Annotated in this window: 28 protein-coding genes and 2 riboswitches; of the genes, 1 reads left to right on the top strand and 27 read right to left on the bottom strand. The window is 41.4% G+C overall.

Annotation, left to right across the window (positions count from 1 at the left end):
- Window positions 1–42: 42 nt before the first annotated feature.
- The 6 genes from ACXADT_RS11780 to ACXADT_RS11755 form a co-directional block, all read right to left on the bottom strand.
- The gene (locus ACXADT_RS11780; protein ID WP_474835437.1) at window positions 43–579 is read right to left on the bottom strand and encodes an isoprenylcysteine carboxyl methyltransferase family protein; all 537 of its coding nucleotides are present in this window, start codon (window positions 577–579) and stop codon (window positions 43–45) included.
- Window positions 576–1,667 (bottom strand): type III polyketide synthase, encoded by a 1,092-nt coding sequence (locus ACXADT_RS11775; RefSeq protein ID WP_474835435.1) that lies wholly within the window; start codon window positions 1,665–1,667, stop codon window positions 576–578. The genes ACXADT_RS11780 and ACXADT_RS11775 overlap by 4 nt, the downstream gene beginning before the upstream one ends.
- A gap of 113 nt (window positions 1,668–1,780) precedes the next feature.
- Complete coding sequence (locus tag ACXADT_RS11770) at window positions 1,781–2,116, bottom strand: hypothetical protein (protein ID WP_474835433.1); 336 nt, start codon at window positions 2,114–2,116, stop codon at window positions 1,781–1,783.
- A gap of 24 nt (window positions 2,117–2,140) precedes the next feature.
- Window positions 2,141–2,719: an SMC-Scp complex subunit ScpB gene (scpB, locus tag ACXADT_RS11765; RefSeq protein WP_270179110.1), complete on the bottom strand. Its 579-nt coding sequence runs from the start codon at window positions 2,717–2,719 to the stop codon at window positions 2,141–2,143.
- A complete protein-coding gene (locus ACXADT_RS11760; protein WP_474811337.1) occupies window positions 2,719–3,465 on the bottom strand; it encodes a segregation/condensation protein A in 747 nt (248 codons plus the stop codon). The genes scpB and ACXADT_RS11760 overlap by 1 nt, the downstream gene beginning before the upstream one ends.
- 107 nt (window positions 3,466–3,572) lie before the next feature.
- A complete protein-coding gene (locus tag ACXADT_RS11755) occupies window positions 3,573–3,725 on the bottom strand; it encodes a hypothetical protein (RefSeq protein ID WP_270179112.1) in 153 nt (50 codons plus the stop codon).
- Window positions 3,726–3,857: 132 nt separating this feature from the next.
- Between ACXADT_RS11755 and ACXADT_RS11750 the strand changes: the two genes are divergently transcribed.
- On the top strand, window positions 3,858–4,385 hold the full coding sequence (locus ACXADT_RS11750; RefSeq protein WP_270179113.1) for a DUF309 domain-containing protein: 528 nt from the start codon (window positions 3,858–3,860) through the stop codon (window positions 4,383–4,385).
- A 328-nt stretch (window positions 4,386–4,713) separates the two neighbouring features.
- On the opposite strand, the gene ACXADT_RS11745 is transcribed toward ACXADT_RS11750, so the two are convergent.
- The 21 genes from ACXADT_RS11745 to deoB all read right to left on the bottom strand — a co-directional run bounded on the left by ACXADT_RS11745 (window position 4,714) and on the right by deoB (window position 22,707).
- Complete coding sequence (locus tag ACXADT_RS11745) at window positions 4,714–5,085, bottom strand: GNAT family N-acetyltransferase (RefSeq protein WP_270180575.1); 372 nt, start codon at window positions 5,083–5,085, stop codon at window positions 4,714–4,716.
- Between the two features lie 225 nt (window positions 5,086–5,310).
- Window positions 5,311–5,781, bottom strand: a complete 471-nt coding sequence (ribH, locus tag ACXADT_RS11740) for a 6,7-dimethyl-8-ribityllumazine synthase (protein ID WP_270180576.1) — start codon at window positions 5,779–5,781, stop codon at window positions 5,311–5,313.
- A gap of 34 nt (window positions 5,782–5,815) precedes the next feature.
- Window positions 5,816–7,009 (bottom strand): bifunctional 3,4-dihydroxy-2-butanone-4-phosphate synthase/GTP cyclohydrolase II, encoded by a 1,194-nt coding sequence (locus ACXADT_RS11735; RefSeq protein WP_270179114.1) that lies wholly within the window; start codon window positions 7,007–7,009, stop codon window positions 5,816–5,818.
- Between the two features lie 21 nt (window positions 7,010–7,030).
- Entirely contained in the window at window positions 7,031–7,681 is a 651-nt protein-coding gene (ribE, locus tag ACXADT_RS11730; protein WP_474835430.1) for a riboflavin synthase, read from the bottom strand.
- The gene (gene ribD, locus ACXADT_RS11725) at window positions 7,662–8,762 is read right to left on the bottom strand and encodes a bifunctional diaminohydroxyphosphoribosylaminopyrimidine deaminase/5-amino-6-(5-phosphoribosylamino)uracil reductase RibD (protein ID WP_474835428.1); all 1,101 of its coding nucleotides are present in this window, start codon (window positions 8,760–8,762) and stop codon (window positions 7,662–7,664) included. Before ribD ends, ribE begins: the two co-directional genes overlap by 20 nt.
- 131 nt (window positions 8,763–8,893) lie before the next feature.
- A riboswitch (FMN riboswitch) is annotated at window positions 8,894–9,050 on the bottom strand.
- A 73-nt stretch (window positions 9,051–9,123) separates the two neighbouring features.
- Window positions 9,124–9,558, bottom strand: a complete 435-nt coding sequence (locus ACXADT_RS11720; RefSeq protein ID WP_270179117.1) for a peptidylprolyl isomerase — start codon at window positions 9,556–9,558, stop codon at window positions 9,124–9,126.
- Between the two features lie 91 nt (window positions 9,559–9,649).
- Window positions 9,650–10,972: a diaminopimelate decarboxylase gene (lysA, locus tag ACXADT_RS11715; RefSeq protein WP_474835426.1), complete on the bottom strand. Its 1,323-nt coding sequence runs from the start codon at window positions 10,970–10,972 to the stop codon at window positions 9,650–9,652.
- Between the two features lie 104 nt (window positions 10,973–11,076).
- A riboswitch (Lysine riboswitch) is annotated at window positions 11,077–11,260 on the bottom strand.
- Window positions 11,261–11,306: 46 nt separating this feature from the next.
- Complete coding sequence (locus ACXADT_RS11710) at window positions 11,307–12,800, bottom strand: spore germination protein (protein WP_474811325.1); 1,494 nt, start codon at window positions 12,798–12,800, stop codon at window positions 11,307–11,309.
- A complete protein-coding gene (gene spoVAEA / locus ACXADT_RS11705; protein ID WP_474835424.1) occupies window positions 12,778–13,362 on the bottom strand; it encodes a stage V sporulation protein SpoVABEA in 585 nt (194 codons plus the stop codon). Before spoVAEA ends, ACXADT_RS11710 begins: the two co-directional genes overlap by 23 nt.
- Before the next feature lie 4 nt (window positions 13,363–13,366).
- The gene (gene spoVAE, locus ACXADT_RS11700) at window positions 13,367–13,717 is read right to left on the bottom strand and encodes a stage V sporulation protein AE (protein WP_270179121.1); all 351 of its coding nucleotides are present in this window, start codon (window positions 13,715–13,717) and stop codon (window positions 13,367–13,369) included.
- The gene (spoVAD, locus tag ACXADT_RS11695; RefSeq protein ID WP_270179122.1) at window positions 13,717–14,730 is read right to left on the bottom strand and encodes a stage V sporulation protein AD; all 1,014 of its coding nucleotides are present in this window, start codon (window positions 14,728–14,730) and stop codon (window positions 13,717–13,719) included. Before spoVAD ends, spoVAE begins: the two co-directional genes overlap by 1 nt.
- A 16-nt stretch (window positions 14,731–14,746) precedes the next feature.
- Entirely contained in the window at window positions 14,747–15,199 is a 453-nt protein-coding gene (gene spoVAC / locus ACXADT_RS11690; RefSeq protein ID WP_270179123.1) for a stage V sporulation protein AC, read from the bottom strand.
- Complete coding sequence (locus tag ACXADT_RS11685) at window positions 15,200–15,628, bottom strand: stage V sporulation protein AB (protein ID WP_270180577.1); 429 nt, start codon at window positions 15,626–15,628, stop codon at window positions 15,200–15,202. It lies immediately after the preceding gene.
- Entirely contained in the window at window positions 15,628–16,227 is a 600-nt protein-coding gene (locus ACXADT_RS11680) for a stage V sporulation protein AA (protein ID WP_270180578.1), read from the bottom strand. Before ACXADT_RS11680 ends, ACXADT_RS11685 begins: the two co-directional genes overlap by 1 nt.
- A 166-nt stretch (window positions 16,228–16,393) precedes the next feature.
- Complete coding sequence (gene sigF, locus ACXADT_RS11675) at window positions 16,394–17,149, bottom strand: RNA polymerase sporulation sigma factor SigF (RefSeq protein WP_270179124.1); 756 nt, start codon at window positions 17,147–17,149, stop codon at window positions 16,394–16,396.
- A gap of 12 nt (window positions 17,150–17,161) precedes the next feature.
- Window positions 17,162–17,602 carry an anti-sigma F factor gene (gene spoIIAB, locus ACXADT_RS11670; RefSeq protein WP_270179125.1) on the bottom strand — a complete coding sequence of 147 codons (441 nt, stop codon included), beginning with the start codon at window positions 17,600–17,602 and terminating at the stop codon, window positions 17,162–17,164.
- Entirely contained in the window at window positions 17,602–17,952 is a 351-nt protein-coding gene (gene spoIIAA / locus ACXADT_RS11665; RefSeq protein ID WP_270179126.1) for an anti-sigma F factor antagonist, read from the bottom strand. The genes spoIIAB and spoIIAA overlap by 1 nt, the downstream gene beginning before the upstream one ends.
- 101 nt (window positions 17,953–18,053) lie before the next feature.
- Entirely contained in the window at window positions 18,054–19,229 is a 1,176-nt protein-coding gene (locus ACXADT_RS11660; protein WP_474835420.1) for a D-alanyl-D-alanine carboxypeptidase family protein, read from the bottom strand.
- A 131-nt stretch (window positions 19,230–19,360) separates the two neighbouring features.
- Window positions 19,361–20,662 (bottom strand): pyrimidine-nucleoside phosphorylase, encoded by a 1,302-nt coding sequence (locus tag ACXADT_RS11655; RefSeq protein WP_474835418.1) that lies wholly within the window; start codon window positions 20,660–20,662, stop codon window positions 19,361–19,363.
- A 17-nt stretch (window positions 20,663–20,679) separates the two neighbouring features.
- Entirely contained in the window at window positions 20,680–21,507 is an 828-nt protein-coding gene (locus tag ACXADT_RS11650; protein ID WP_270179129.1) for a purine-nucleoside phosphorylase, read from the bottom strand.
- Window positions 21,508–21,528: 21 nt separating this feature from the next.
- Complete coding sequence (deoB, locus tag ACXADT_RS11645) at window positions 21,529–22,707, bottom strand: phosphopentomutase (RefSeq protein ID WP_270179130.1); 1,179 nt, start codon at window positions 22,705–22,707, stop codon at window positions 21,529–21,531.
- Window positions 22,708–22,814 lie beyond the last annotated feature (107 nt).

The following is a 22,814-nucleotide window of genomic DNA, read 5'->3' as shown; positions in this document are numbered from 1 at the left end:
TATTTGTACAAGTCTATGAACGACAGAACGTGGATATGATTATCATTTATTATTTGAACGTCCGAAATCCGTGGCTTTCTTTAATGCAAATTCCTCAGCTGGTATCCTTATTTTAAGGAGTAAGAAGGCATTTAAAACTGTGAATAACAACGCTGTTATATAGGATGAAAAGATAAGGGGCAATGCGATGATTTCAATCACAACAATAAGATAATTTGGATGTCTAATAAACTTGTATGGCCCCTTTGTAACAACATTTGCGTCTGGAAGTACAATGATCTTAGTATTCCAAAATCTCCCTAGACTTTTTATCGTCCAAACTCTAAGTAATTGAGTGATGATAAAGATCGTGAGCATGACTGTCCACACAGAAGAAAGCTGAAACCCTCTTATCGCTCCCTCAACAAAAAACGCCGCTAGAAAAGCAACATGAAGCATAACGATGAATTTGTAGTGCTCCTTCCCAGCTTCGAAGGCTCCCTTATCTTTCATCCATCTTTCATTCCTCTTTGCAACCATCAGCTCTGCAAGCCGCTGCCCAACAATCAATAGAAAGAAAACAGTAAACACAATCGTCATGCCGAACGCACTTCCTCCCACTCCAATAGTAGTAATTCAGAACAAAAGCCTGGCCCCAATGCTGCCATCAACCCTGTCGCTCCAACTGTACATTCTTCACGTAAAAACAAATCTAATACGAAGATGACGGTTACTGAGCTCATGTTTCCAAATTCTCTTAATACGGACCTTGAATTAGCTGTTTTGGACCGGTCCATGCCTAAGGCCTCTTCATAAGCAGCTAAAACTTTCGTTCCTCCTGGATGCGCGATAAAATAATCGATGTTTTCAACATTGTTTAATGTAAGGAACTCTTTCACGTTCGGCTCAAGCCACTTAGAAACGATAGATGGGATCGATTTTGAAAAAACGACGTGCAATCCTTGATTACTCACGTCCCACCCCATCACGTCTTCAGAGTCTTTCATCAATGTAGAGTATGTTGTACGGATGACTGGTAGACAAGCTAATTTCGATCTTTTTAGAAGTGGAGAGTTATTCCCACATAGAAGTACACATGAGGTACCGTCTGCAAAAAGGGCTGTTCCAATCAAGTTACTTTTTGAATAGTCACCATGCTGAAACGTTAAACTACAAAGTTCCACGTTCACGACGATGACGGTCTCTTCTGGGTGAGCTAGACAGTAATCATGCGCTCTTGATAATCCCGCAGCACCACCTGCACATCCCAACCCCCATATCGGTATTCGTTTTGTATGAGAAGAAAAAGGAAGAACGTTCATCAATCTAGCTTCAATACTTGGAGTCGAAATCCCAGTGGTAGAAATGAAGAAAATAGCATCTACCTCACTACAGTCCACCTTCGATTCAAGGTAATACGAGTTTTCTAAACAGTCTAGGATCGCCTTAGAGGCATAATCAACAGAAAGGGTGATATACTTTTCATTCTTCTCCTCAAAAGTAGGCCCTCCCTTATACCACTCCACAGGCATCGCAAAATACCTCGAGTCGATCTCCGCGCTTTGAAAAGCAGGTAAGAGCCTGTCTATATCTTTAAAATGACTACCAAACTGATCTCTTGCAAATGTTATTGCTTCATCTTGACCTAAACGATTGGGAGGAAGGTGTCTTCCTATCGATAGAATCATCATACCGACTCCTTCAACGATCTTTTCGTTTATTTTGAGATTTATTGGTAGTTATTATTCTAAAAAGTTACACAAAAATGAGGTACTCATCATTGAGCACCTCATTCGTCTTATCAGTTCTGTTTTATACGATTTAGCGAAGATTGTATCCCTTCTAAATCACTACTTTTTATGACATCGATGAACTCATCGGCATCACTAATATAAAGTCGCTTTCGTTCTGGGTATCGCTCAAAAAAGCAAAGTGCGATCTTTTCTTTTAAAAAGGATTCTCCTCCTAAAATTTCTTCTTCGATCACTTTACTCTCAAATACAGTTGGGTACAAGACTGAGAAATTCTTTTCAGCTCCATTTGATTCATATGTAACCGTCATCCTCGAAAAAGCATCCTCTGGTGAATTTGAACGTTCCTTCTCTAACTCTCCACCTACAATTTGTTTAATTTGCATAGATACCCCCTCCGATTCGTATGGTCAGTCAGGAATTTCTTGAAACTTCTCGAAAAATAAATCTGCTTCATCATCTTCTCCCTGATCTTCCCCATCTGGTAATGGTGGAAGGTCTTCAATCGCGCTCAAACCAAAATGAAACAGAAACTCTCTTGTCGTCCCATAAAGAATTGCCCTACCTGTCTTTTCAGCTCGGCCAACTTCTTTAATCAGAAGTTTACTCATTAACGTTTGAAGAGGCTTATCGGTCTTTACCCCCCGTATTTCCTCTACCTCTACTCTTGTGATCGGCTGCTTATATGCGATGATAGCTAGCGTTTCAAGTGCTGCTTGCGATATGGATTGGTTCTTAGGATCCTCAACCATTTTTTCAATGTAAGAAGCATTCTTTGAGTTCGTAGTTAGCTGATAGCTTCCTCCAAGAAAAACGATTTGAAAACCTCTTTCCTTCTCAATATATTCTTCCTGCAATTCGTTTATTGCTTCTAACACATTCTTTTCATCGATCGAAATCGTTTCAGATAAGCTCTTCAGATCGATTCCTTCGTCTCCTACTACAAACAGGAGACTTTCGATGATACTTTTTATTTCTTCGTTCGACACTACATTGCCTTCCTTTCACACTCAAAAATCATAATTTCACCGAAGTTTCCTTCTTGTTCACAGCTCACATACCTTGTTTTCATAAGTTCTAATATAGCTAGAAACGTAACGATCATAGGACCCTTTTCCTGTTCGGTAAATAGATCCGTAAATCGCTTTCGTTTTCCACCTTTCAGCTGCTCCTTGATCTCGCTCATTCGGTCCTCTATTGGGATCTCTTCGGTTTTAATCGTCGTTCTTTTAGGCTTTTTCTCTTTCACTCTTCGCGACATTTTTTGAAAAGCTGCAAGCATATCATAAAGCGTAACATCTCCGATCGATGTGTTTGAATCTTCGCGGCTATATTCAGTCATATCAGCTGGTGGACGAGTATATAATAAGCTTCGACTGCTCTCTTTTTTCTTTAACTCATCTGCAGCTTCTTTATATTTCCGGTATTCGACAAGTCGCTGAACCAGCTCATCACGGGGATCTTCATCAAGTTCTGCATCTTCTTCAAAAAGCTCTTCTTCTCGTTGGGGTAAAAGCATTTTGCTTTTAATAGCGAGAAGAGTTGCGGCCATTACAAGATATTCACTCGCAATGTCGAGCTCTAGTTCTTGCATCGTATGTATATATGTTAAATATTGATCAGTGATTTCTGAAACGGGTATGTCATAAATATCTACTTCATACTTATTGATCAAATGTAACAATAAATCTAAGGGACCTTCGAAAGCATCCACCTTAACATTATAGTGTTTCATAAATTCATCTTCCTTTTATATACCATCTAATAAACCGATTATATCACACTGAATCCGTGTACCGGCTTAGGAAAATACAAATAAAGACCGGGCGAATGCCCGATCTATCATTGCTTTTGTTGACCGAGGACTGAGCTGATCATCGTTGAAACATCCTCTGTATTTCCTTTTTTGGGCTGGCGATTTTGGTACACACTGTACAATGCAGCCCCAACACTAACCGCTGTTAATAAAGGCATCATATTGCTTCTCTTGCCCATAATGGCCACTCCCGATTTCGTTTTAGTTCAATAAGATGAACCGGTCTTATTATGCTACATGTCCAGGTATCCCATTCACTTTTAAAGTGCTTTCATCATGTGCTAAACTACAAGGGAATTGGAGGAAATGACATGTATCCAAAAGCTTATATTGATTATTTAGTGCATTTTCACGGTTTGCGAGATTATTTTGAATGCCACGAAATATTAGAAGAACACTGGAAAGAAGATCCTCGTGGTGAGCGAAAACCCCACTGGGTCGGTCTTATTCAAATTGCGGTCGGTTTATATCATCATCGAAGGGGAAACGTTGCCGGAGCTAAACGCATGCTCACAAATGCAAAGAAAATTGCTTTAGAGGAAAGAAAAGCTCTCGAACAGCTTTCACTAGAAGTAGATGCCCTTATCGTTAAGCTGACAAAACAGATCGAACTCATTGAAAAAAACGCACCATACGAAAGTATAGACCTCCCGATAACAAGTCCAAAACTTCTCGAGCTTTGTGATGCACGCTGTACGGAAGTAGGCTGTGTATATGGATCTCCAAGTGATTTAACGAACGAATATATCGTCCATAAACACACGAAACGAGATCGAACAGAGGTACTCGAAGAACGAGATCAACAAATCCAAATTCGTAAAGAAAAAAGGAACGGCTGAGCCGTTCCTTTTTAGCTTGTGGAGAAACCTATGTCCTTAATCGGTGCTCCCGATGCCGTAGTCGATTGCACGCTTTCCGGGGACGAACGTCCAAGCCCGAGGTGAAGCCCACACCCCGGTCTCGGCCGCCCGTACGACCGCAGGAGTCCGCGAACGTCTCTCCTACTTGATAAGAATAAATCCAAAACGAACAGTCCGTCCCAATGGTTTAACAGTCGAATTTGGAGCTTCTGACCAACACTTTCTCAACATCAGGAGCCTGACTACTTTCATCGCAATACCGAGACTTTTTCGCCACTCTAAAAGGAACGGCTCCGCCGTTCCTTTTTTAATTAGATATATTGATATTTCCCTCAAGATGACATCTCTCAAAGAATGTTCCTGTAAACTCATTCCCTTTAATATCAACATCATCAGTTAGGATCTCACATAGAGCCTCAACCATTTGTTTACCGATTCCCTGGTGACGGTGAGAAGGGTTGACACTAATGTCTTTCAGTTCAACTTCGGTATCACTGATCCACTCAATACCCAATAGTCCGATGATATCTTCATCTTTCCACAGATAGAGCTGTCTTGAGTCCATATCTTCATAATCTTTGATGGACTGCTGAAGCTTCTTTATTTCTTTTTCATTTGGCATAAAGCTCAAAAGTCCCATTGCGATCTTTTCATGAGCTTTTTTATATCGAATTAACATCATTATCCCTCATTAAAGAAATTCTTGGCGTTCTGTTTATTACCATATTCAATCATACGATGAAGTGTTCATACAAGTCTTCGCACAAGCGCAAAGAGCATGATTACAGCGATCAGTACACACATACGGATCAGCCACTTCTCTTGTTTTTTACCCTTCACTTGCATGACTCCCTTGTCGGATTGTTAAACATCACCACAATCATAGCCAAAAATCTCCTATTAATCAACTTTCAAATGATTTTGATAAATTCGCCATCTCAATCGCAGCTGCAGCAGCTTCCCAACCCTTGTTACCAGCTTTCGTTCCTGCACGCTCTACAGCTTGTTCGATCGTGTTGGTAGTCAACACTCCAAAGATGACTGGCACGCCGCTCTGAAGCGTTAAATTTGAAACGCCTTTTGCAACTTCACTACAAACATAGTCGAAGTGAGGCGTTGCACCTCTGATCACCGTTCCAAGGGTGATCACAGCATCATACCGACCTGTATCGACCATCTTCTTAGCAGCAAATGGTATTTCAAATGCTCCGGGAACCCACGCTACATCGATATCATTTTCTGAAATGCCGTGCCTTTTTAAGGCATCCTCAGCTCCACCAAGCAACTTGCTCGTAATAAATTCGTTAAATCTTCCTACTACAATACCTACTTTTAAACCAGATGCAACTAAATTACCTTCATATAAATGACCCATCATTAATATCCTCCCTGTTTGGTTTTTTTTTGTTTTAGAAGTGCAGCATATGTCCAAGCTTACTATGCTTTGTTTTCAAATATCGTTCGTTCTCCATCCTCGATGCCATCTGAAGTGGAACACGATCTTGGACTTCGAGACCATATCCTTTTAAGCCTGCGATTTTTCGCGGATTGTTCGTTAGTAGCTTCATGTTAGAGATCCCTAAATCACGAAGTATCTGAGCACCGATCCCATAATCTCTCAAGTCTGGTTTGAAGCCGAGCTTCTCATTGGCTTCTACGGTGTCATACCCTTCTTCTTGAAGCTTGTACGCCTTCATTTTATTGAGAAGTCCTATTCCTCTTCCCTCTTGGCGCATATAGAGTAACACGCCATGCCCTTCTTTCTCGATCTGAGAGAGCGCAGCATGTAATTGCGGACCGCAATCACAACGAAATGAGCCGAACACGTCACCTGTTAAACATTCCGAGTGCACTCTTACTAAGGTAGCTTCATCAGGAAGAATCTCGCCTTTTACAAGTGCAACATGTTCTTTTTGGTCCAAAATATTGGAATAGCCGATTGCTCTAAATGAGCCGTATTCAGTAGGCATTTCTATCTCAACTTCTCGCTTGATGAGGTTATCTTTACGATTTCGATAGTGAATGAGATCTTTGATCGTAATCATTTTCATATCGTGTTCTTTTGATAACTTGGCTAAATCCGGCACACGTGCCATCTCACCATTCTCTTTAATGATTTCGCAAATCACCCCTGCAGGTTCTGATCCTGCTAACTTTGCAAGGTCGATCGCCGCTTCAGTATGCCCTGCACGTCTTAATACCCCGCCATCCTTTGCCACTAATGGGAAAATATGACCAGGTCGATTAAAGTCTGAAGGTTTAGATTGATCATCAATTAACGCTTTTATAGTTGCAGCTCTTTCCGATGCAGAAATACCAGTCGTTGTACTTACATGATCAACGCTTACTGTAAATGCAGTGCCATGAGAGTCTGTATTATGATCCACCATCGGATTCAGCTGTAGCTTTTTTGCCCTATCTTCTGTGATGGGTGTACAAACAAGCCCTCGTCCAACTGTAATCATAAAATTAATCGTTTCAGGTGTGACCTTATCTGCTAAAGCGATAAAATCCCCTTCGTTTTCACGGTCCTCATCATCACAAACGATTACCATTTTTCCTTGCATTAGATCATAAATCGCTTCTTCAATCGTATGAAACATACCAATCTCTCCCACTTCCGTCTACTTAAATCCGTGATCTTTGAAGAAATCATGATTAAGCGTGTTGTGTTCGTTTTTATCTTGACTTTTATTAAGGTACTTGAGTATATATTTCCCAAGCATATCGCATTCAATATTGACCGTATCGCCGACACGCTTATTGCCTAATACGGTAGCATCTACAGTATGGGGAATAAGAGAGATCGTTAATGTATCATCCGTTAGTTTAAACACAGTTAAACTTGTCCCATCTACGGAAACAGAACCCTTTTCAACAAAATAGTTCATAAGGTCTGCAGAAAGCTTTATTTCATAGTACAACGCATTATCAACTTGTTCGATCTTCACGATTTCTCCAATACCATCTACATGACCCGACACAAAGTGACCTCCAAACCTTCCGTTTGCAGCCATCGCTCGTTCTAAATTCACATCGTCGTTTGGACGAAGTTCTCTTAATCCTGTTGCACGAAACGTTTCAGGCATAATGTCTACAGAAAAGAAAGAATTTGTGAAGGTAGTAACGGTCAAACATACGCCATTTATCGATATGCTGTCACCCAAATGAACGTCTTCGAGAACTTTTGAAGCGCGAATGTCCATTACGATCGACTCACCCGATTGATGTACACTTTGTACTTTACCTATTTCTTCAACGATACCTGTAAACATCACTGCACCTCCGCTTCGATATGATCTTAATGTCGTCCCCTATTTGTTCAACGCTCTCGATCGTAAGTTCCAGTGTATCTTGCATTGTGGCAATTCCATTTCCTTCAAACGATGTCGGTGCACCTGTACCACCGATCAGCTTAGGGGCTACGTACGTGATCACTTTTTGAAAAGCTCCCGCTTCCAAAAAACTACCGTTGATCGTAGGTCCACCTTCTACAAAAACAGAAGTGACTCCACGATCACCTAGCATATGCAATACATCATCAATTGAAATAGAGTCACCTTCCACTGCAAGAACAGTTACGTGCTGAGAGAACATTCTTTTTGTTTCATTTTTAGCCTTTTTAGTCGTAATAATCCAAGTTTCCACAGAGTCATCTTGTAAAACAACAGCATCAGAAGGAAGCCTTAACGTTCGATCGAGAATAACTCTTATAGGACTTATCCCTTCACCATACCTTGTTGTAAGAGAGGGATCGTCCTTCTCCACGGTTCCGACACCTACGAGTATCGCATCGTGTTGATGACGTTCTGCATGAACATCTTGCCTGGCTTCGCTTCCAGTAATCCATTTGCTTTCTCCTGTTTTAGTGGCTACTTTACCATCTAATGAAACGGCCGATTTTAGTGTCACATAAGGACGGTTCGTCTCTATGTAGTGAAAGAACACGTCATTTAGAGAGTACGCTTCTTCTTCAAGTAAGCCTACATGAACTGTTATACCAGCGTCCTTCAACCGCTCTATCCCTCTTCCTCCTACGAGAGGATTTGGATCTTGCATTGCTACATGCACCTCTGTGATACCAGCATCTATTAATGCATTAGCACACGGAGGGGTTTTTCCATGGTGACTACAAGGTTCTAACGTCACATAAGCAGTTGCTCCCTTTGCTTTTTCGCCTGCCATTCTAAGTGCATAAACCTCAGCATGTGGCTCACCTGCTTTTAAATGGGCACCCATTCCAACTATTCTTCCTTCACTGACGATAACAGCCCCAACAGCTGGATTTGGAGCTGTTTGACCCACCGTATTTCTCGCGAGTTCAATCGCCATCTTCATATAATCTTTATTATTCACATGTATCATCTCCTAACGAATCAATTGGGGTTAAGAGATAAAAAAAGCCTCCCGATTAGATAGGGAGGCTTTAAAAAGAGTATACCAAATAAGCCTTTTGAACGTACTTCTTCAAAAGGATCGGCAAACTTTTACTCCTTCTCCCATCCAGACTATACTGTCGGTCCTGGTCTTTCACCAGATCCACCGTTTACAAAAAGCAAACGGGTCACGGACTTAGTTGATTACTCAATAGAGTGATCAAGCATTACCGCCGGTTGGGAATCTCACCCTACCCCGAAGGAAAGTTCTATACAATTGTCAATGTGATTGCTTTAAGGAAAGTGGTTAATCTCCTTACAACAACCTTAAAGTCTGTAACTTACTCTTCCCAGACTTTCACTTCTTTCATAACATCACCTTGCTTGATGCGAAGAACAGTATCCATTCCTTCTGTTACTTGACCGAATACTGTATGAACACCATCAAGGTGAGGCTGTGGTTCATGTACTAGGAAGAACTGACTACCGCCAGTGTTCTTACCAGCATGAGCCATAGAAAGGGATCCAGCTACATGTTTATGAGGATTACCTTCTGTTTCACAATCGATTGTATAGCCAGGGCCGCCCATACCAGTGCCTGTTGGGTCTCCACCTTGTGCAACGAATCCAGGAATGACACGGTGGAAGTTAACACCGTTATAGAAGCCTTCATTTGCTAGTTTTTCAAAGTTAGCTACAGTGTTTGGCGCTTCTTCTGGGAAGAATTCAATTTGAATTACTTCGCCATTTTCAAATGCGATTGAACCTTTTTTCATTAAAAATATCCTCCTGCGTAAACAATTTGCTTAAAAGCTCTTTCATTATAGCATAAGAGATGCATTTACCATATGAATTAACTTTAGGAAACTATTTTGATATAACCATTTTTTTTAAAGGTCTGTCATATTGAATTAAATCTTCATATGATTCTCTTTCAACTACAAGGCTTGATTCTCCATCTTCTACAAAAACAACAGCTGGCTTTGGTAGTCGATTGTAATTATTCGCCATCGAATACCCATATGCTCCGGTGGAAAAGACAATCATCACGTCCCCTGCGATCGCGCGCTGAAGCTGACAGTCCCAAATCAACATATCACCGGATTCGCAGCACTTTCCTGCGATTGAATACAGGTGATCTTTCGGTTCATTCATTCGATTTACGATCGATGCCTCATACTTTGCGTTATATAAAGCAGGACGAAGATTGTCACTCATCCCCCCATCAACAGCAAGGTAATTCCTTAGTTCCGGAACATTTTTATGAGAGCCAACGGTGTACAATGTAGACCCAGCTTCACCGACAAGAGAGCGGCCAGGTTCAATCCAGATTTCTGGCATCGACATGTTGCTATGCTCGATTTGCTTTTTTACAGCATCCGTCATGGCATCGATGTAGTTCTGAGGAGAGATCGGTTGATCTTCGTGGTTGTATCGAATACCAAACCCGCCACCTAAATTCAGCACCCGGGGCTCATACCCAAACGCTTCATTCCAGCGATGGAGGTAACTATAGATCTTGTCGATCGCCATCACAAATCCTGTCGTTTCAAATATTTGAGATCCGATATGGCAATGAAGGCCAAGCAGGTGAATGTTACTCATTTTTAACGCCGTATCGATCGCTTGCTCTACTTGACCACTCTGTAAATCGAATCCAAACTTTGAATCTTCTTGACCCGTAAGAATATAGTCATGTGTGTGTGCTTCGATCCCAGGCGTTATTCTTAAGAGCACATTCGTTGAAACCTCTTCTTCTGCTGCTAGCTGTTCGAGTAACGAAAGCTCATAAAAGTTATCGACCACAAAACAACCAATCCCAGCTTTTAGAGCCATCCTTATTTCTCTTTCGCTTTTATTGTTACCATGAAAGTGAATCCGGTCGACTGGAAACCCTGCTTGTAAAGCCGTATATAATTCTCCTCCAGAGACAACATCAAGACTCAACCCTTCTTCTTCCGCTAGTTGAATCATCGCAATACAAGAGAATGCTTTACTCGCATACGCAACCTGATAGTTTAATTGCTTTTTCTCGAAAGCCTCTTTAAAGGCTCTTGCTTTCTCTCGAATCAGTGCTACATCATAGACGTACAATGCTGTGCCGTACGTTTTCGCTAGTTCAAACGTATCGACCCCTCCGATTGTATAGTGACCGTTTTCTGAAATTTCTGCTGTGCCAAATAAGTGCACGATATTCTCCCCTCTCGCTTTATTCAGTAAGCGAGCTCCCACTACATAAAAAAACAAACAGCCAACTTATAGATACATTGGCTGTTTTGCTCCGTATCCCCACGAGTTGGATTAGCTCACCACTGCAGTATAGATAACAGTGACAGTCTGCAGCTTATTCAACTACAGCCCAGCAGAAAAAGGATGGACCTTCTTCCACTTCGGCAATTCGACCTTTCAGATACCATCATCGCAACCCATTATATGCTCAGATATCGTACTCATTCTCATTGCGCCTCTATCCCCATTACATTCAATGAGGTCTATTCTATTAAAAATTAAATTATCACACTTTTTAAGATTCAGCAAGTGGTTCGTCCTCTTGCTTCTTTTTATTTTGAGGCTGTGTAATACTCGGTCTAAGCTTCGTCAATGGCACTGAGACTCTGATTAGAATCTGTAAGAACGCCTTTGCGTTAAATGGGACGAACGGCCACAAATACGGTGTATTGAGCGGGCGTAAACTTATTAAAAACAATATCGTCAAAGTAACGCCGATCATGTAGCCTGGGACTCGGAAGAAATAGACGAGAAACAATAATAAGAGCCTGATCAATTTGTTTGCGATTGCAAGCTCATAGCTTGGGGTCGCATAAGAACCGATTGCCGCGATCGACACATAAAGAATGACCTCTGGTACGAATAGACCAACGTCGATGGCGATTTGTCCAATTAGAACCGCTGCGATTAAGCCCATAGCTGTTGAAAGTGGCGTAGGAGTATGGATGGCGGCCATCCTCAAAGTCTCTATACCGAGTTCGGCTAGTACGATTTGAACGAATATCGGAACATTGGTTTTCTCATTCGGTCCGATGAAATCGATCGTTTTTGGAAGTAGTTCCGGTTCATATACGAATAGTAGCCATAGTGGCAAAAGAAGCAATGCAGCAAGCATACCACCAAATCGTACCCATCTAAGAAACGCTCCCGCTAGAGGTGCTTCTCTGTATTCTTCCGCATGCTGAACGTGATGGAAAAATGTCGTAGGCGTGATGATGACACTCGGTGAAGTATCTACGATGATCAGCACATGACCTTCTAATAAATGAGACGCTGCAACGTCGGGTCTTTCCGTATACCTCACCAGAGGGAATGGATTCCCTGCTTGATGCACCAAAAATTCTTCTATCGCTTTATCAGCCATCGGTAGACCATCGATATTGATCTCTTTTAACTTTTTCGTTACGATTTCGACTAGGTTAGGATTTGCCACATCCTCTATATACGTTATGCAAATATCTGTTTTAGAACGTTCTCCAACTTGCATGATCACATTCCTAAGTTTTCCATCACGTATTCTACGACGTGTTAACGCTGTATTTTCAATGATATTCTCTGTGTACCCATCTCTCGAACCGCGGATGACCTTTTCTGTATCGGGCTCTTGTGGTGTTCTGCCAGGATACTTACGAACGTCAATAATGTATGCCTGTTCTTCGCCTTCCATAAAAACAGCGATTAACCCTGAGAGAACTTGATCTACGACTTCATCAAAGGTAGTTACTGTCGACACTTGCTGATGTGGCAAGTGATTATGAATCACTTTTTCAAACTGCGCAGTCAGACGATGATGTTCGTCTGTATACATCAATTCACGCATGATTTCTACTATGATAGATGTATCACAAAGTCCTGTACAGTAGTAAAAGTACACTTCTTTGTTTAATATTCTTATTTTCCGAACGCCTACGTCGAAACTCTTCCCAATACCAATCGACTTTTCCATGAACTTTTCATTTTCTTTTATCTTTTTAAAGATTTTTTGTTTATCCTTCGTTGTTGAACTCATCTATTCCACTCCTTTCTAGAAGAATTTGGACCGCTTTCCTCGTAATCGGTGACCCTTTTGACGGATCATCATAACCTGACATCTTACCAATATCACCAACTCCCACAACAATTGGAAGGTCCAATTTATCAAGGATAGATACCGTGTCTCCATCGATCCTCCCGATTTCCATATCAGGAAGCCCGTTTTTATCGACGCCAAAATGGGTAAGCTCCCCAAACCGGTCGATGGAAACATCCACTTTCGTCCATTCAGAAAAATGGGTTCTCGATGCCACAGCGATCGCTCCTAAAACCTCGATATCCGCATCAGAAGCTACATACTGCATCGCAAGTTCGCCGTATCCTTCACCTTGGTAGCCACTGTCATCAAACATGACAAACACTGGGTCATGAGGGGTTTCAGAAATGAGTGATACGATTTCGTATCCAGCAAGCGGGGTAGGGTTACCAGCCGATTGACTGATACATCTTCCGCCAAGTTCTGAGGCTACTGTTTCAATAGCCTGTTGCGCATATAGATCACCGTCAGTAACAAAAATAACCCTCCGCTTTGTATTCATATCTTCACCCCTTTGGTTTAAACAGTATGGCAACGATAAAACCGAATACGATCGCTGACGAAATACCAGCTGAAGTTAATTGAAAAATCCCCATCCCAATGCCGATAAAGCCGTGTTCTTCACCTTTTTGCATGGCTCCATGGAGCAAAGAATGACCAAAGCTTGTGATCGGAACGGTTGCTCCTGCCCCCGCAAATTCGATCAGCTTATCATAAATTCCAAATCCGTCTAATATCGCACCGGAGACGACGAAGGACGACATAACGTGTGCAGGTGTTAATTTAAAAATGTCTAATAAAAGTTGACCTATCACACAGATAGCTCCTCCGACAGCAAATGCAAGGAAATATTCCATTATTGACCACTTCCTATTCTTTCAAAAACTACAGCATGTGCAATGGCTGGCATGCTTTCTTTCTGTTGAACCATCACGGGACTATGAAGGCACCCTGTTGCAACGACTAAAATCTTGTTGTAGCGCCCTTTTTTCAATAGATCCATAAGATGCCCATACGTTACAACAGCAGAACACGCACATCCACTGCCTCCTGCAAACACTTCTTCTTGATCTGGGCGATAGACCATCAATCCACAGTCATTGTGGTTATTGGTGATGTCATATCCATCTTCTAACAGCAGGTCTCTGACGATTGGTGACCCGACAGCTGATAAGTCACCAGTAGCGATCAAATCGTATTCAGTCGGCTCAATATCAAGATCTTTAAAGTGTGTAGCGATCGTATCGGCTGCAGCAGGCGCCATCGCAGATCCCATATCGAATGGGTCTTTCACCCCCCAATCCACCACTCTTCCAACTGTCGCTGCAGTAATTCTGATATCAGAAGCATCAGTACTGATTAAAACGGCACCTGCACCTGTTACTGTCGCGGTTGCAGTTCCTGGCTTTTGGCCTCCATATTCAGTAGGGTACCGAAACTGCCTTTCAGCAGTCGCATTATGACTACTAACCCCAGCTACAGCAGATGTCGCAAAACCTCCCTCTACTAAAGAGGATGCTACTGCAAGGGATTCCATTGAGGTCGAGCATGCCCCGAATACACCTAGGAAGGGAATTTGTAGTGCCCTTGCAGAATAGGTCGCACTTACGATCTGATTTAAAAGATCTCCAGACACATAAATGTCTACATCTTCTTTAGAAAAACCTTTTTTGCTTAAACAGTTCGTAATCGAGTCTTCCAGAAGCTTTCTTTCGGCTAACTCCCAATTCTCCTCATTACAATGAAGATTGTCATAGGTCACATCGAAACATTCACCTAAAGGACCTTCAGCCTCCTTAGGACCAACTGCTGTGCCAACAGATTGTACATATACGTTAGAGAACTTCCACGTTTGTTTTCCAATTTTCATTCGACTCTCTCCTTACTTACAACAACGCTCTGAAAATTAGCCGGACAATTCCTACCAAATAAGCTGCAACAACCCCGAAAACGATGACAGACCCAGCGAGCTTAAACATGTTCGTTGCGACCCCTAAAACGATCCCTTCACTTTTATGTTCGAGAGCAGCACTTGTGATCGAATTCGCAAAACCTGTTACAGGAACAGCTGAACCCGCACCCGCAAACTGTCCTATCTTATCGTATACACCAAAACCAGTAAGTAAAGCTGAGATAAGGATAAGCGTAGCAACTGTTGGGTTTCCTGCATTTTTTTCAGAAAAATCGAATACACTCATGTAGAAATTCTGAATCCCTTGACCAAATGCACAAATTGCGCCTCCCACCAAAAAAGCTTTTAATGAATTCCAAACATAAGGTGTTTTAGGATGATAATTCTTAATATTTTTCGAATATTGTTCCTGGTCGTGTAACGACATTTAAAACCCTCCATCTACAAAGACTGTCCAATGAAATAGTGAACCGAAGATCTTTCCTAATACGATAGCCATCAATAATAAAAGGATTTTATCGATAAATCCAATTCGTTTCGTAAGAATTGGAAGCACGTTTAGGACTTCTGTTAGAGCTGCCGCAAGCATTCCTATAAAAATTCCTGCGAGAAGCCCAACCGGCACCATGAGGATCTTAGGTAACCCTAAGATTGGATTTCTTAATGATAGCCAGCTCGCTGTAACAGCCCCAACGATGATTGCCCACTCATAGAACTTGATCAGATGCCTTGTTTTTGTTATTTGAGTTAAACGAGGGATAATCCCTAGAACAGATAAAAATGCAACTAAACCAGCTCCTACAGCAATTCCTTCAGCAAAACCGATGATCATTACCAAAATGATCTGCGCATTCATCATTCGTTCTTTCCATTGTCTTCATTTTCATGAACGATGACATATCGATCGAGGTCTTGTTGATAATTGAACATCTCTACTTCAAGTGGACTAGGTTCTTCATTAAATCTTTTCTTAAACAAGTGGTTAAAGAATAGGATCATTCCAATCCCAAGCCCGAATGAATACGGAATCTGGAGGAGAAGAGGTTTAGGATTATCAATCCCAGTAACGATTTTGTAAATTTGTTGGTGTACTTCACGCATACTTACGTCTTCATGGAAGTTCATAATTGCTAGTGCAGCCCCAATAAATAGAAGAAGCCAAATGAACACAAAATAGACAGGTGCTAATTTTTTCTTTGAGATTTGCACTTCGATAATGGTTTGTGTCGGTCCGATAATTTGCACTTCAAGAGAGTTTGTACGTTGAATCGCTCTTATCACTTTCATCACATCGATTACAACGAGATTCTTATCTTCTTTCCTAATGCGATGAATGATGGTGGTCTCAAGTTTTCTACATATCTCGTCTTCTCCAATCAGCTGAGCGATATCACCGATCGTCAGATGTGCTCCGGGCCTCACTCTAATCTTTTGTTTCAATCGAAGGTAAATCATATCAGCTGTCACAGCTCTCCACCTCCTTATTCGAGAGGTACCTTATATAGGTAATAGTATGTTTCTGGTATATCGCTCTCATTCGAACTGCACCCATGTTCCATTAATTCCCTCGTAGAAAAACATGGTTCAAATTAAGAAAATATCCAACAAAAAAACAGCTGAACTATTTGTTCAGCTGCTCTTTTATTTCCTTTAATATTTTCTTTTCCAGCCTTGAGACCTGTACTTGGGAAATCCCTAACCGTTCAGCTACTTCTGATTGTGTTTGGTCTTTGTAATACCTCAGATATACGATTAACCTTTCCCTTGAATCTAACTGCTGTAGAGCATCTTGTAAGGCAATCTTATCGAACCACGATGTATCTGAATGATCTGCAATTTGATCCAATAGCGTAATTGGATCACCGTCATTTTCGTAAACCGTTTCATGGATCGAACTCGGTGCCCGAACAGCTTCCTGAGCCATTACCACTTCTTCTGGAGTGACGTCGATAAGCTCAGCAATTTCATTGATCGTTGGTGTTCGACCTAACGTTTTTGACAACTCATCTCTTGCTTTACGCACTTTGTTTCCTGTTTCTTTAAGAGATCTGCTAACCTTTACCGTACCATCATCTCGAATAAAGCGCTGGATTTCTCCGATAATCATTGGGACAGCGTAAGTGGAGAATTTAACATCATAACTTAAATCGAACTTGTCAACGGATTTTAACAGACCAATACACCCTATTTGGAATAAATCGTCGGCTTCATAGCCTCTATTAAGAAAGCGTTGTACCACAGACCAAACAAGTCTCATGTTTTTTTGTACAATTTGATCTCTTGCCTGCTGATCGCCATTTTGGCTCTGTTTGATTAATTCCTTGACTTCTTCATGCTTAAGCTGAGTATGTTTACCTTTTTTTACCTCCACGTCCATACGCAGGTCCCCTTAATTACATAACGCTTTATTTTTTGATAGGTACTTTACAACATGAATCGAAGTACCCTGGTTCTTAGCAGATTCAACCTTTACTTCATCCATAAAGTTCTCCATGATTGTAAAGCCCATCCCAGATCTTTCTAATTCTGGCTTCGTCGTAAACAGAGGTTGTCTAGCTTCATCCAAATCATCGATTCCGATTCCATTATCGCGAATAGTGAGGTGAACCGTATCATCATTGAGCTCAACAGATATATAGACTTTTCCATCTCCATTCTGTTCATACCCATGAATGATTGCATTTGTCACTGCTTCAGAGACAACTGTTTTAATTTCGGTTAGCTCATCGACTGTTGGGTCTAATTGCGCTATAAATGCTGCAACTGTAACTCGAGCAAAGGATTCATTCTGACTGAGAGCTGAAAATTCAATATCCATACGATTTCTCATTAAGCCACCCCCAGTGTCGCAAGAGCATGTTGCTCATCATCTTCGAGTCTCACGATCTTAAATAGACCTGACATCTCAAAAAGGCGTTTCACAGCTGGAGATATCGAGCATACAACCATCTCTCCACCAAAGCTTTTCACCTTGTTGTACCGGCCAAGAATCACACCAAGCCCAGAGCTATCCATAAATGACAGACCTTCCAAACTTAGAACGATATGCTCGATTTTTCTCTCCTCAAGAAGTTGATCGACTCTCTCCCGTAACTCTTCAGCGGTATGATGATCTAGTTCGCCTTCTAAACGTATTAATAAAACTGGATGCTTAACTTCAAGGTTAATCGTAAGACTCACAACGCACTCCTCCTCATGGTTTGCTTGTGAGTTTTTTCTCTGTTTATTACCTTAATTCCTTCTTCGTGACAAAACTAGTGATTGTTCGATGAAAGGGTTGCTTACTTGACACCATCTGACGCTTTGGCGAATTGCCCTACCGTCCTCTTCATCAACTGCCACCATGATGCTTGATCGATCGATTGTGATGACAATACAGGCGACGTTGCTGTTACTTTGCCATCTACCTTAACAGTAAGAACACCTACAGGATCACCCTCTTTAATCGGGGTCTGAAGATTTTCATTCATTTTGATCGAGGTCGTTATCTTCTCGTCTTTACTGCCTTTTTTCATGAGCACAGATACTTGCTCAGAAGTTACAACTTCCATCGTTGCTCGGTCACCTTTGTTAATTTCGACTTCTTTTACCACGTGATTTCTATCGAATAATTTGTTTGTCGTATATTGAGAGAAGGCATAATCGAATAGCTTCGTTACCTCAGCATTCCGCTTTTTGGGTGATGGTGCGCCCATTACAACAGCGACTACTCTCATATCATCGCGTTTCGCAGTAGCGGTTAGACAATATTTTGCTTCATTCGTAAAACCAGTCTTCAACCCGTCTACACCTTGGTAAAATTTCACTAATTTATTCGTATTCACTAACCAGAATTTTTTATCAGTATCTTCTCTTAAGTAATCTTCGTACTTTCCTGTGTATTTCGTAATCAAGTCATATTTTAATAATTCTCTCGCCATCATAGCCATATCATGTGAAGTTGAATAGTGATCCTTCGCTGGAAGGCCTGTAGGATTCACGAAGTTCGTATCTTTTAGGCCCATTTCTTTTGCTTTATCATTCATCATTTGAACAAAAGCTTTTTCTGAACCAGCAATCGCCTCTGCCATCGCAACCGATGCATCATTACCTGAAGCAATCGCGATGCCCTTCAGCATATCGTCGGCCGTCATCTCTTCCCCTGCTTCTAGGAAGATTTGAGATCCTCCCATAGATGCTGCGTAGTCACTCGTGCGGATTTTGTCATCAAGCTTCACTTTTCCACTTTCGATCGCTTCCATAATCAAAACCATCGTCATGATCTTTGTCATACTTGCTGGAGGAAGCTTTTTATCACTGTCTTTTTCATATAAAACTGCCCCTGTATCTCGTTCAATGAGTATTGCAGACGATGATTCTTCTACAATATCTGATTTTATTTCATTAGCGCTTGCAAATGTTGGAACGAATGTTGCTACTACGAGTAGCATGGCGAGTAAAGCTGCCGAAACTTTCATCTGGATCCCTCCATTCTTAGTAATAGAAGGATGCCCATCTTATTGGTAAAGTATACCTTTCTTTCATTACGATTGAATGAGAACGGATACCAATAAAAAAAAGCCCCCAAAATGGGGGCTTTCGTTTATATTTAGTTGATCACATCATAAATAAGCTTGTGTTTACCTGGAGATTCCTCAGAAAGTGTGTATGCTTCATTGATCTTTTTGATTGAATCTTGTGGATTCTCATCATCACTATGAAGTGTAACCAATGCTTCGCCTTTCTTCACGGCATCGCCTACTTTTTTGTTTAACGTGATCCCTACACCGTGATTGATCTGATCATCTTTCGTTGCTCTACCCGCTCCAAGGTACATAGCAGCAACACCGACTGATTCTGCATCGATCGCAGTTACGTAACCGTCTTGTTCAGCAGTTACTTCAATATGATACTTCGATTGCGGAAGTTTAGAAAGATCGTCGATTACGCTTACGTCTCCACCTTGAGCAGAAACAAGAGAACGGAACGCTTCAAACGCTTTACCGTTTTCAAGGTTTTCTTCAAGCGTTTTATATGCGGAATCAAAGTCATTAAATACTCCTGCAAGAACAGTCATATGTGAAGCTAATTCTAATGATAATAGACGAAGGTCTTCTACTTTTTTACCTTGAAGAACTTCACAAGCTTCACGTACTTCGTTCGCATTTCCAACTTCAAACCCTAGAGGTTGGTTCATATCACTGATTACTGCAACAGTGTTACGTCCAAGATTATTACCGATGTTCACCATTTCTCTTGCTAGAGCTTTAGAATCTTCTAGATCTTTCATGAAAGCTCCAGTGCCCGTCTTAACATCAAGAACAATGCTGTCAGCACCAGATGCTAATTTCTTACTCATGATTGAGCCAGCAATCAAAGGAATGGAGTCAACAGTAGCCGTAACATCTCTAAGAGCATATAGCTTCTTATCAGCCGGAGCTAGATTTCCTGTTTGACCAGCCACTGCAAGCTTGTGAGTGTTTACGTTGTTGATGAACTTCTCTTTCGTCATCTCAATGTTAAAGCCTTCGATCGATTCAAGCTTATCTAGAGTTCCACCCGTATGCCCTAGTCCACGACCAGACATTTTTGCAACAGGAACTCCAACAGAAGCAACAAGAGGTCCAACGATGAACGTTGTTTTATCGCCGACTCCACCTGTAGAATGCTTATCAACTTTGTGCCCTTCAATAGCAGATAGGTCGATCGTTTCTCCTGAATCAACCATCGCTTGCGTTAGCATTGCTGTTTCGTTTGATTCCATTCCGTTAAAGTAAACAGCCATCATAAGTGCAGAAGCTTGATAGTCGGGGATATCACCTGCTGTGTAGCCATTAATAAAAAATTCTATTTCTTCTTTAGTTAACGTTTTACCGTTACGTTTCTTTTGAATAACATCGACCATTCTCATGTGATGAATCTCCCTTCCTACGCCATCTTCTCTACAATATTTTTAACTAAAAGCAAGAAGTTTGCTTTTACTTTTTCAGTTGTTTCGATTACCTCACCATGGTGAAGTGGCTGATCAAGGATTCCTGCAGCCATGTTTGAGATACAAGATATTCCTAGTACTTCCATTCCAGCGTGTCTTGCAACGATTACTTCAGGAACCGTTGACATGCCGACTGCATCTCCACCAACTGTACGTAGCATACGTACTTCTGCTGGTGTTTCATATGTTGGACCCGTGTTCCCTACATACACACCAGACTGAAGCTTCATGCCAAGTTCTGTTGCAGTATCATGAGCAAGCTTTTGTAAGTCTTGGCTATATGCCGTAGACATATCAGGGAAGCGCGGACCAAACTCTTCGCTATTCGGGCCGATTAACGGGTTTGCGCCAAAGTTATTGATGTGATCTGAGATCACCATCAAATCACCAGGTTCAAACTCCTCATTAACGCCTCCAGCAGCGTTTGTTACGATGATTTTTTCGATGCCTAGCTCTTTCATTACTCGTACTGGGAACGTTACCTTATCCATCTCATACCCTTCATAGTAATGAAAGCGACCTTGCATCGCTGCTACGTTCTTGCCGTTAAGCTTTCCAAATACGAATTGACCTGCATGGCCTGACACTGTTGAGACAGGAAAGTTAGGAATATCACTATATGCGATTTTCACAGGGTTTTCGATTTCTTCTGCTAGTACGCCAAGTCCAGATCCTAAGATAAGACCTATTTCAGGCTTCACTTCTCCAGCGTTTTCTGTAATGTATGATGCTGCATCTTGAATTTCTTGTTTGATTACTGTCATTATCTGTTCCTCCTCTTATCTTTAAAGCTTCTCAAGAAAGCTTGTTCCGTACTTAGGCAAGTTTACCTCAAAATTATCCGCTACAGTAGCACCAATATCTGCAAATGTTTTGCGGATTCCAAGGTCTTCACCTTTTTCAATTCCTTTATGATAAGCAAGCAACGGCACATACTCACGAGTGTGATCCGTTCCATGATGTACTGGGTCGTTACCATGGTCTGCAGTAATTAGGAGGAGATCATCCTCTTGCATACCTTCTAAAAATTCACTCAGACGTGCATCGTATTCCTCAAGGGCTTCTCCGTACCCTTGTGGATCTCTTCTGTGTCCAAAGAGTGCGTCGAAATCAACAAGATTCAGGAAGCTCAACCCTTCGAATTCCATTTTTTGGGTATCGATAAGCTTGTCCATACCATCCATGTTCGATTTCGTTCTTAGAGATTCTGTGACACCTTCTTCATCATAGATGTCGGAAATTTTCCCGATAGCGATGACATCTTTTCCATTATCCTGAAGCTCGTTCATCACGGTATGGCCGAATGGTTTTAAAGCGTAGTCGTGACGATTGGAAGTGCGTTTGAATTCGCCTTCTTTACCAACAAATGGTCGAGCGATAACTCTTCCTACCATGTACTCTTCTGCTTTCGTCATCTCTCTTGCGATTTCACAAATATGATATAGCTCATCGAGTGGTACTACTTCTTCATGAGCTGCAATTTGCAGTACGGAATCTGCAGATGTATAGACGATCAAAGCACCTGTTTCCACATGTTCTTGCCCGAGCTCTTTAATGATCTCTGTTCCAGAAGCTGGCTTGTTACCGATGATTTTTCGACCTGTTCTTTCTTCTAATTCATTCAATAGCTTATCAGGAAATCCATCAGGGAATGTACGGAAAGGCTGTTCGATATGAAGGCCCATTATTTCCCAATGGCCAGTCATCGTATCTTTTCCATTTGATGCTTCCTGCATTTTTGTGAAGTGCGCCATCGGTTTCTCCACTTTGGAAATGCCTTTGACTTCTCTAATGTTACCGAGACCTAACTTTTCCATGTTTGGCATCTTTAGTCCACCCATGTGTTCAGCAATATGTCCAAGCGTATCTGCACCTTTATCATTAAATTGCTCAGCATCAGGAGCTTCACCGATACCAACAGAGTCCATTACTACTAAAAATACTCGTTTAAATTTATTTGACATTCCTAGTCCTCCTTGTATGAATAACACTCATATTTTACTATTCCCTTCAGAAAATATAAAAACACACTTATGTACAATCGGTCCAATAAAACAAAAAAGAAACCTGG

This window comes from Anaerobacillus sp. ABR4_321 (assembly GCF_056158505.1).
Note: the sequence above shows the minus strand (reverse complement) of the source record. Positions and strands in the feature narration are given on the sequence as shown.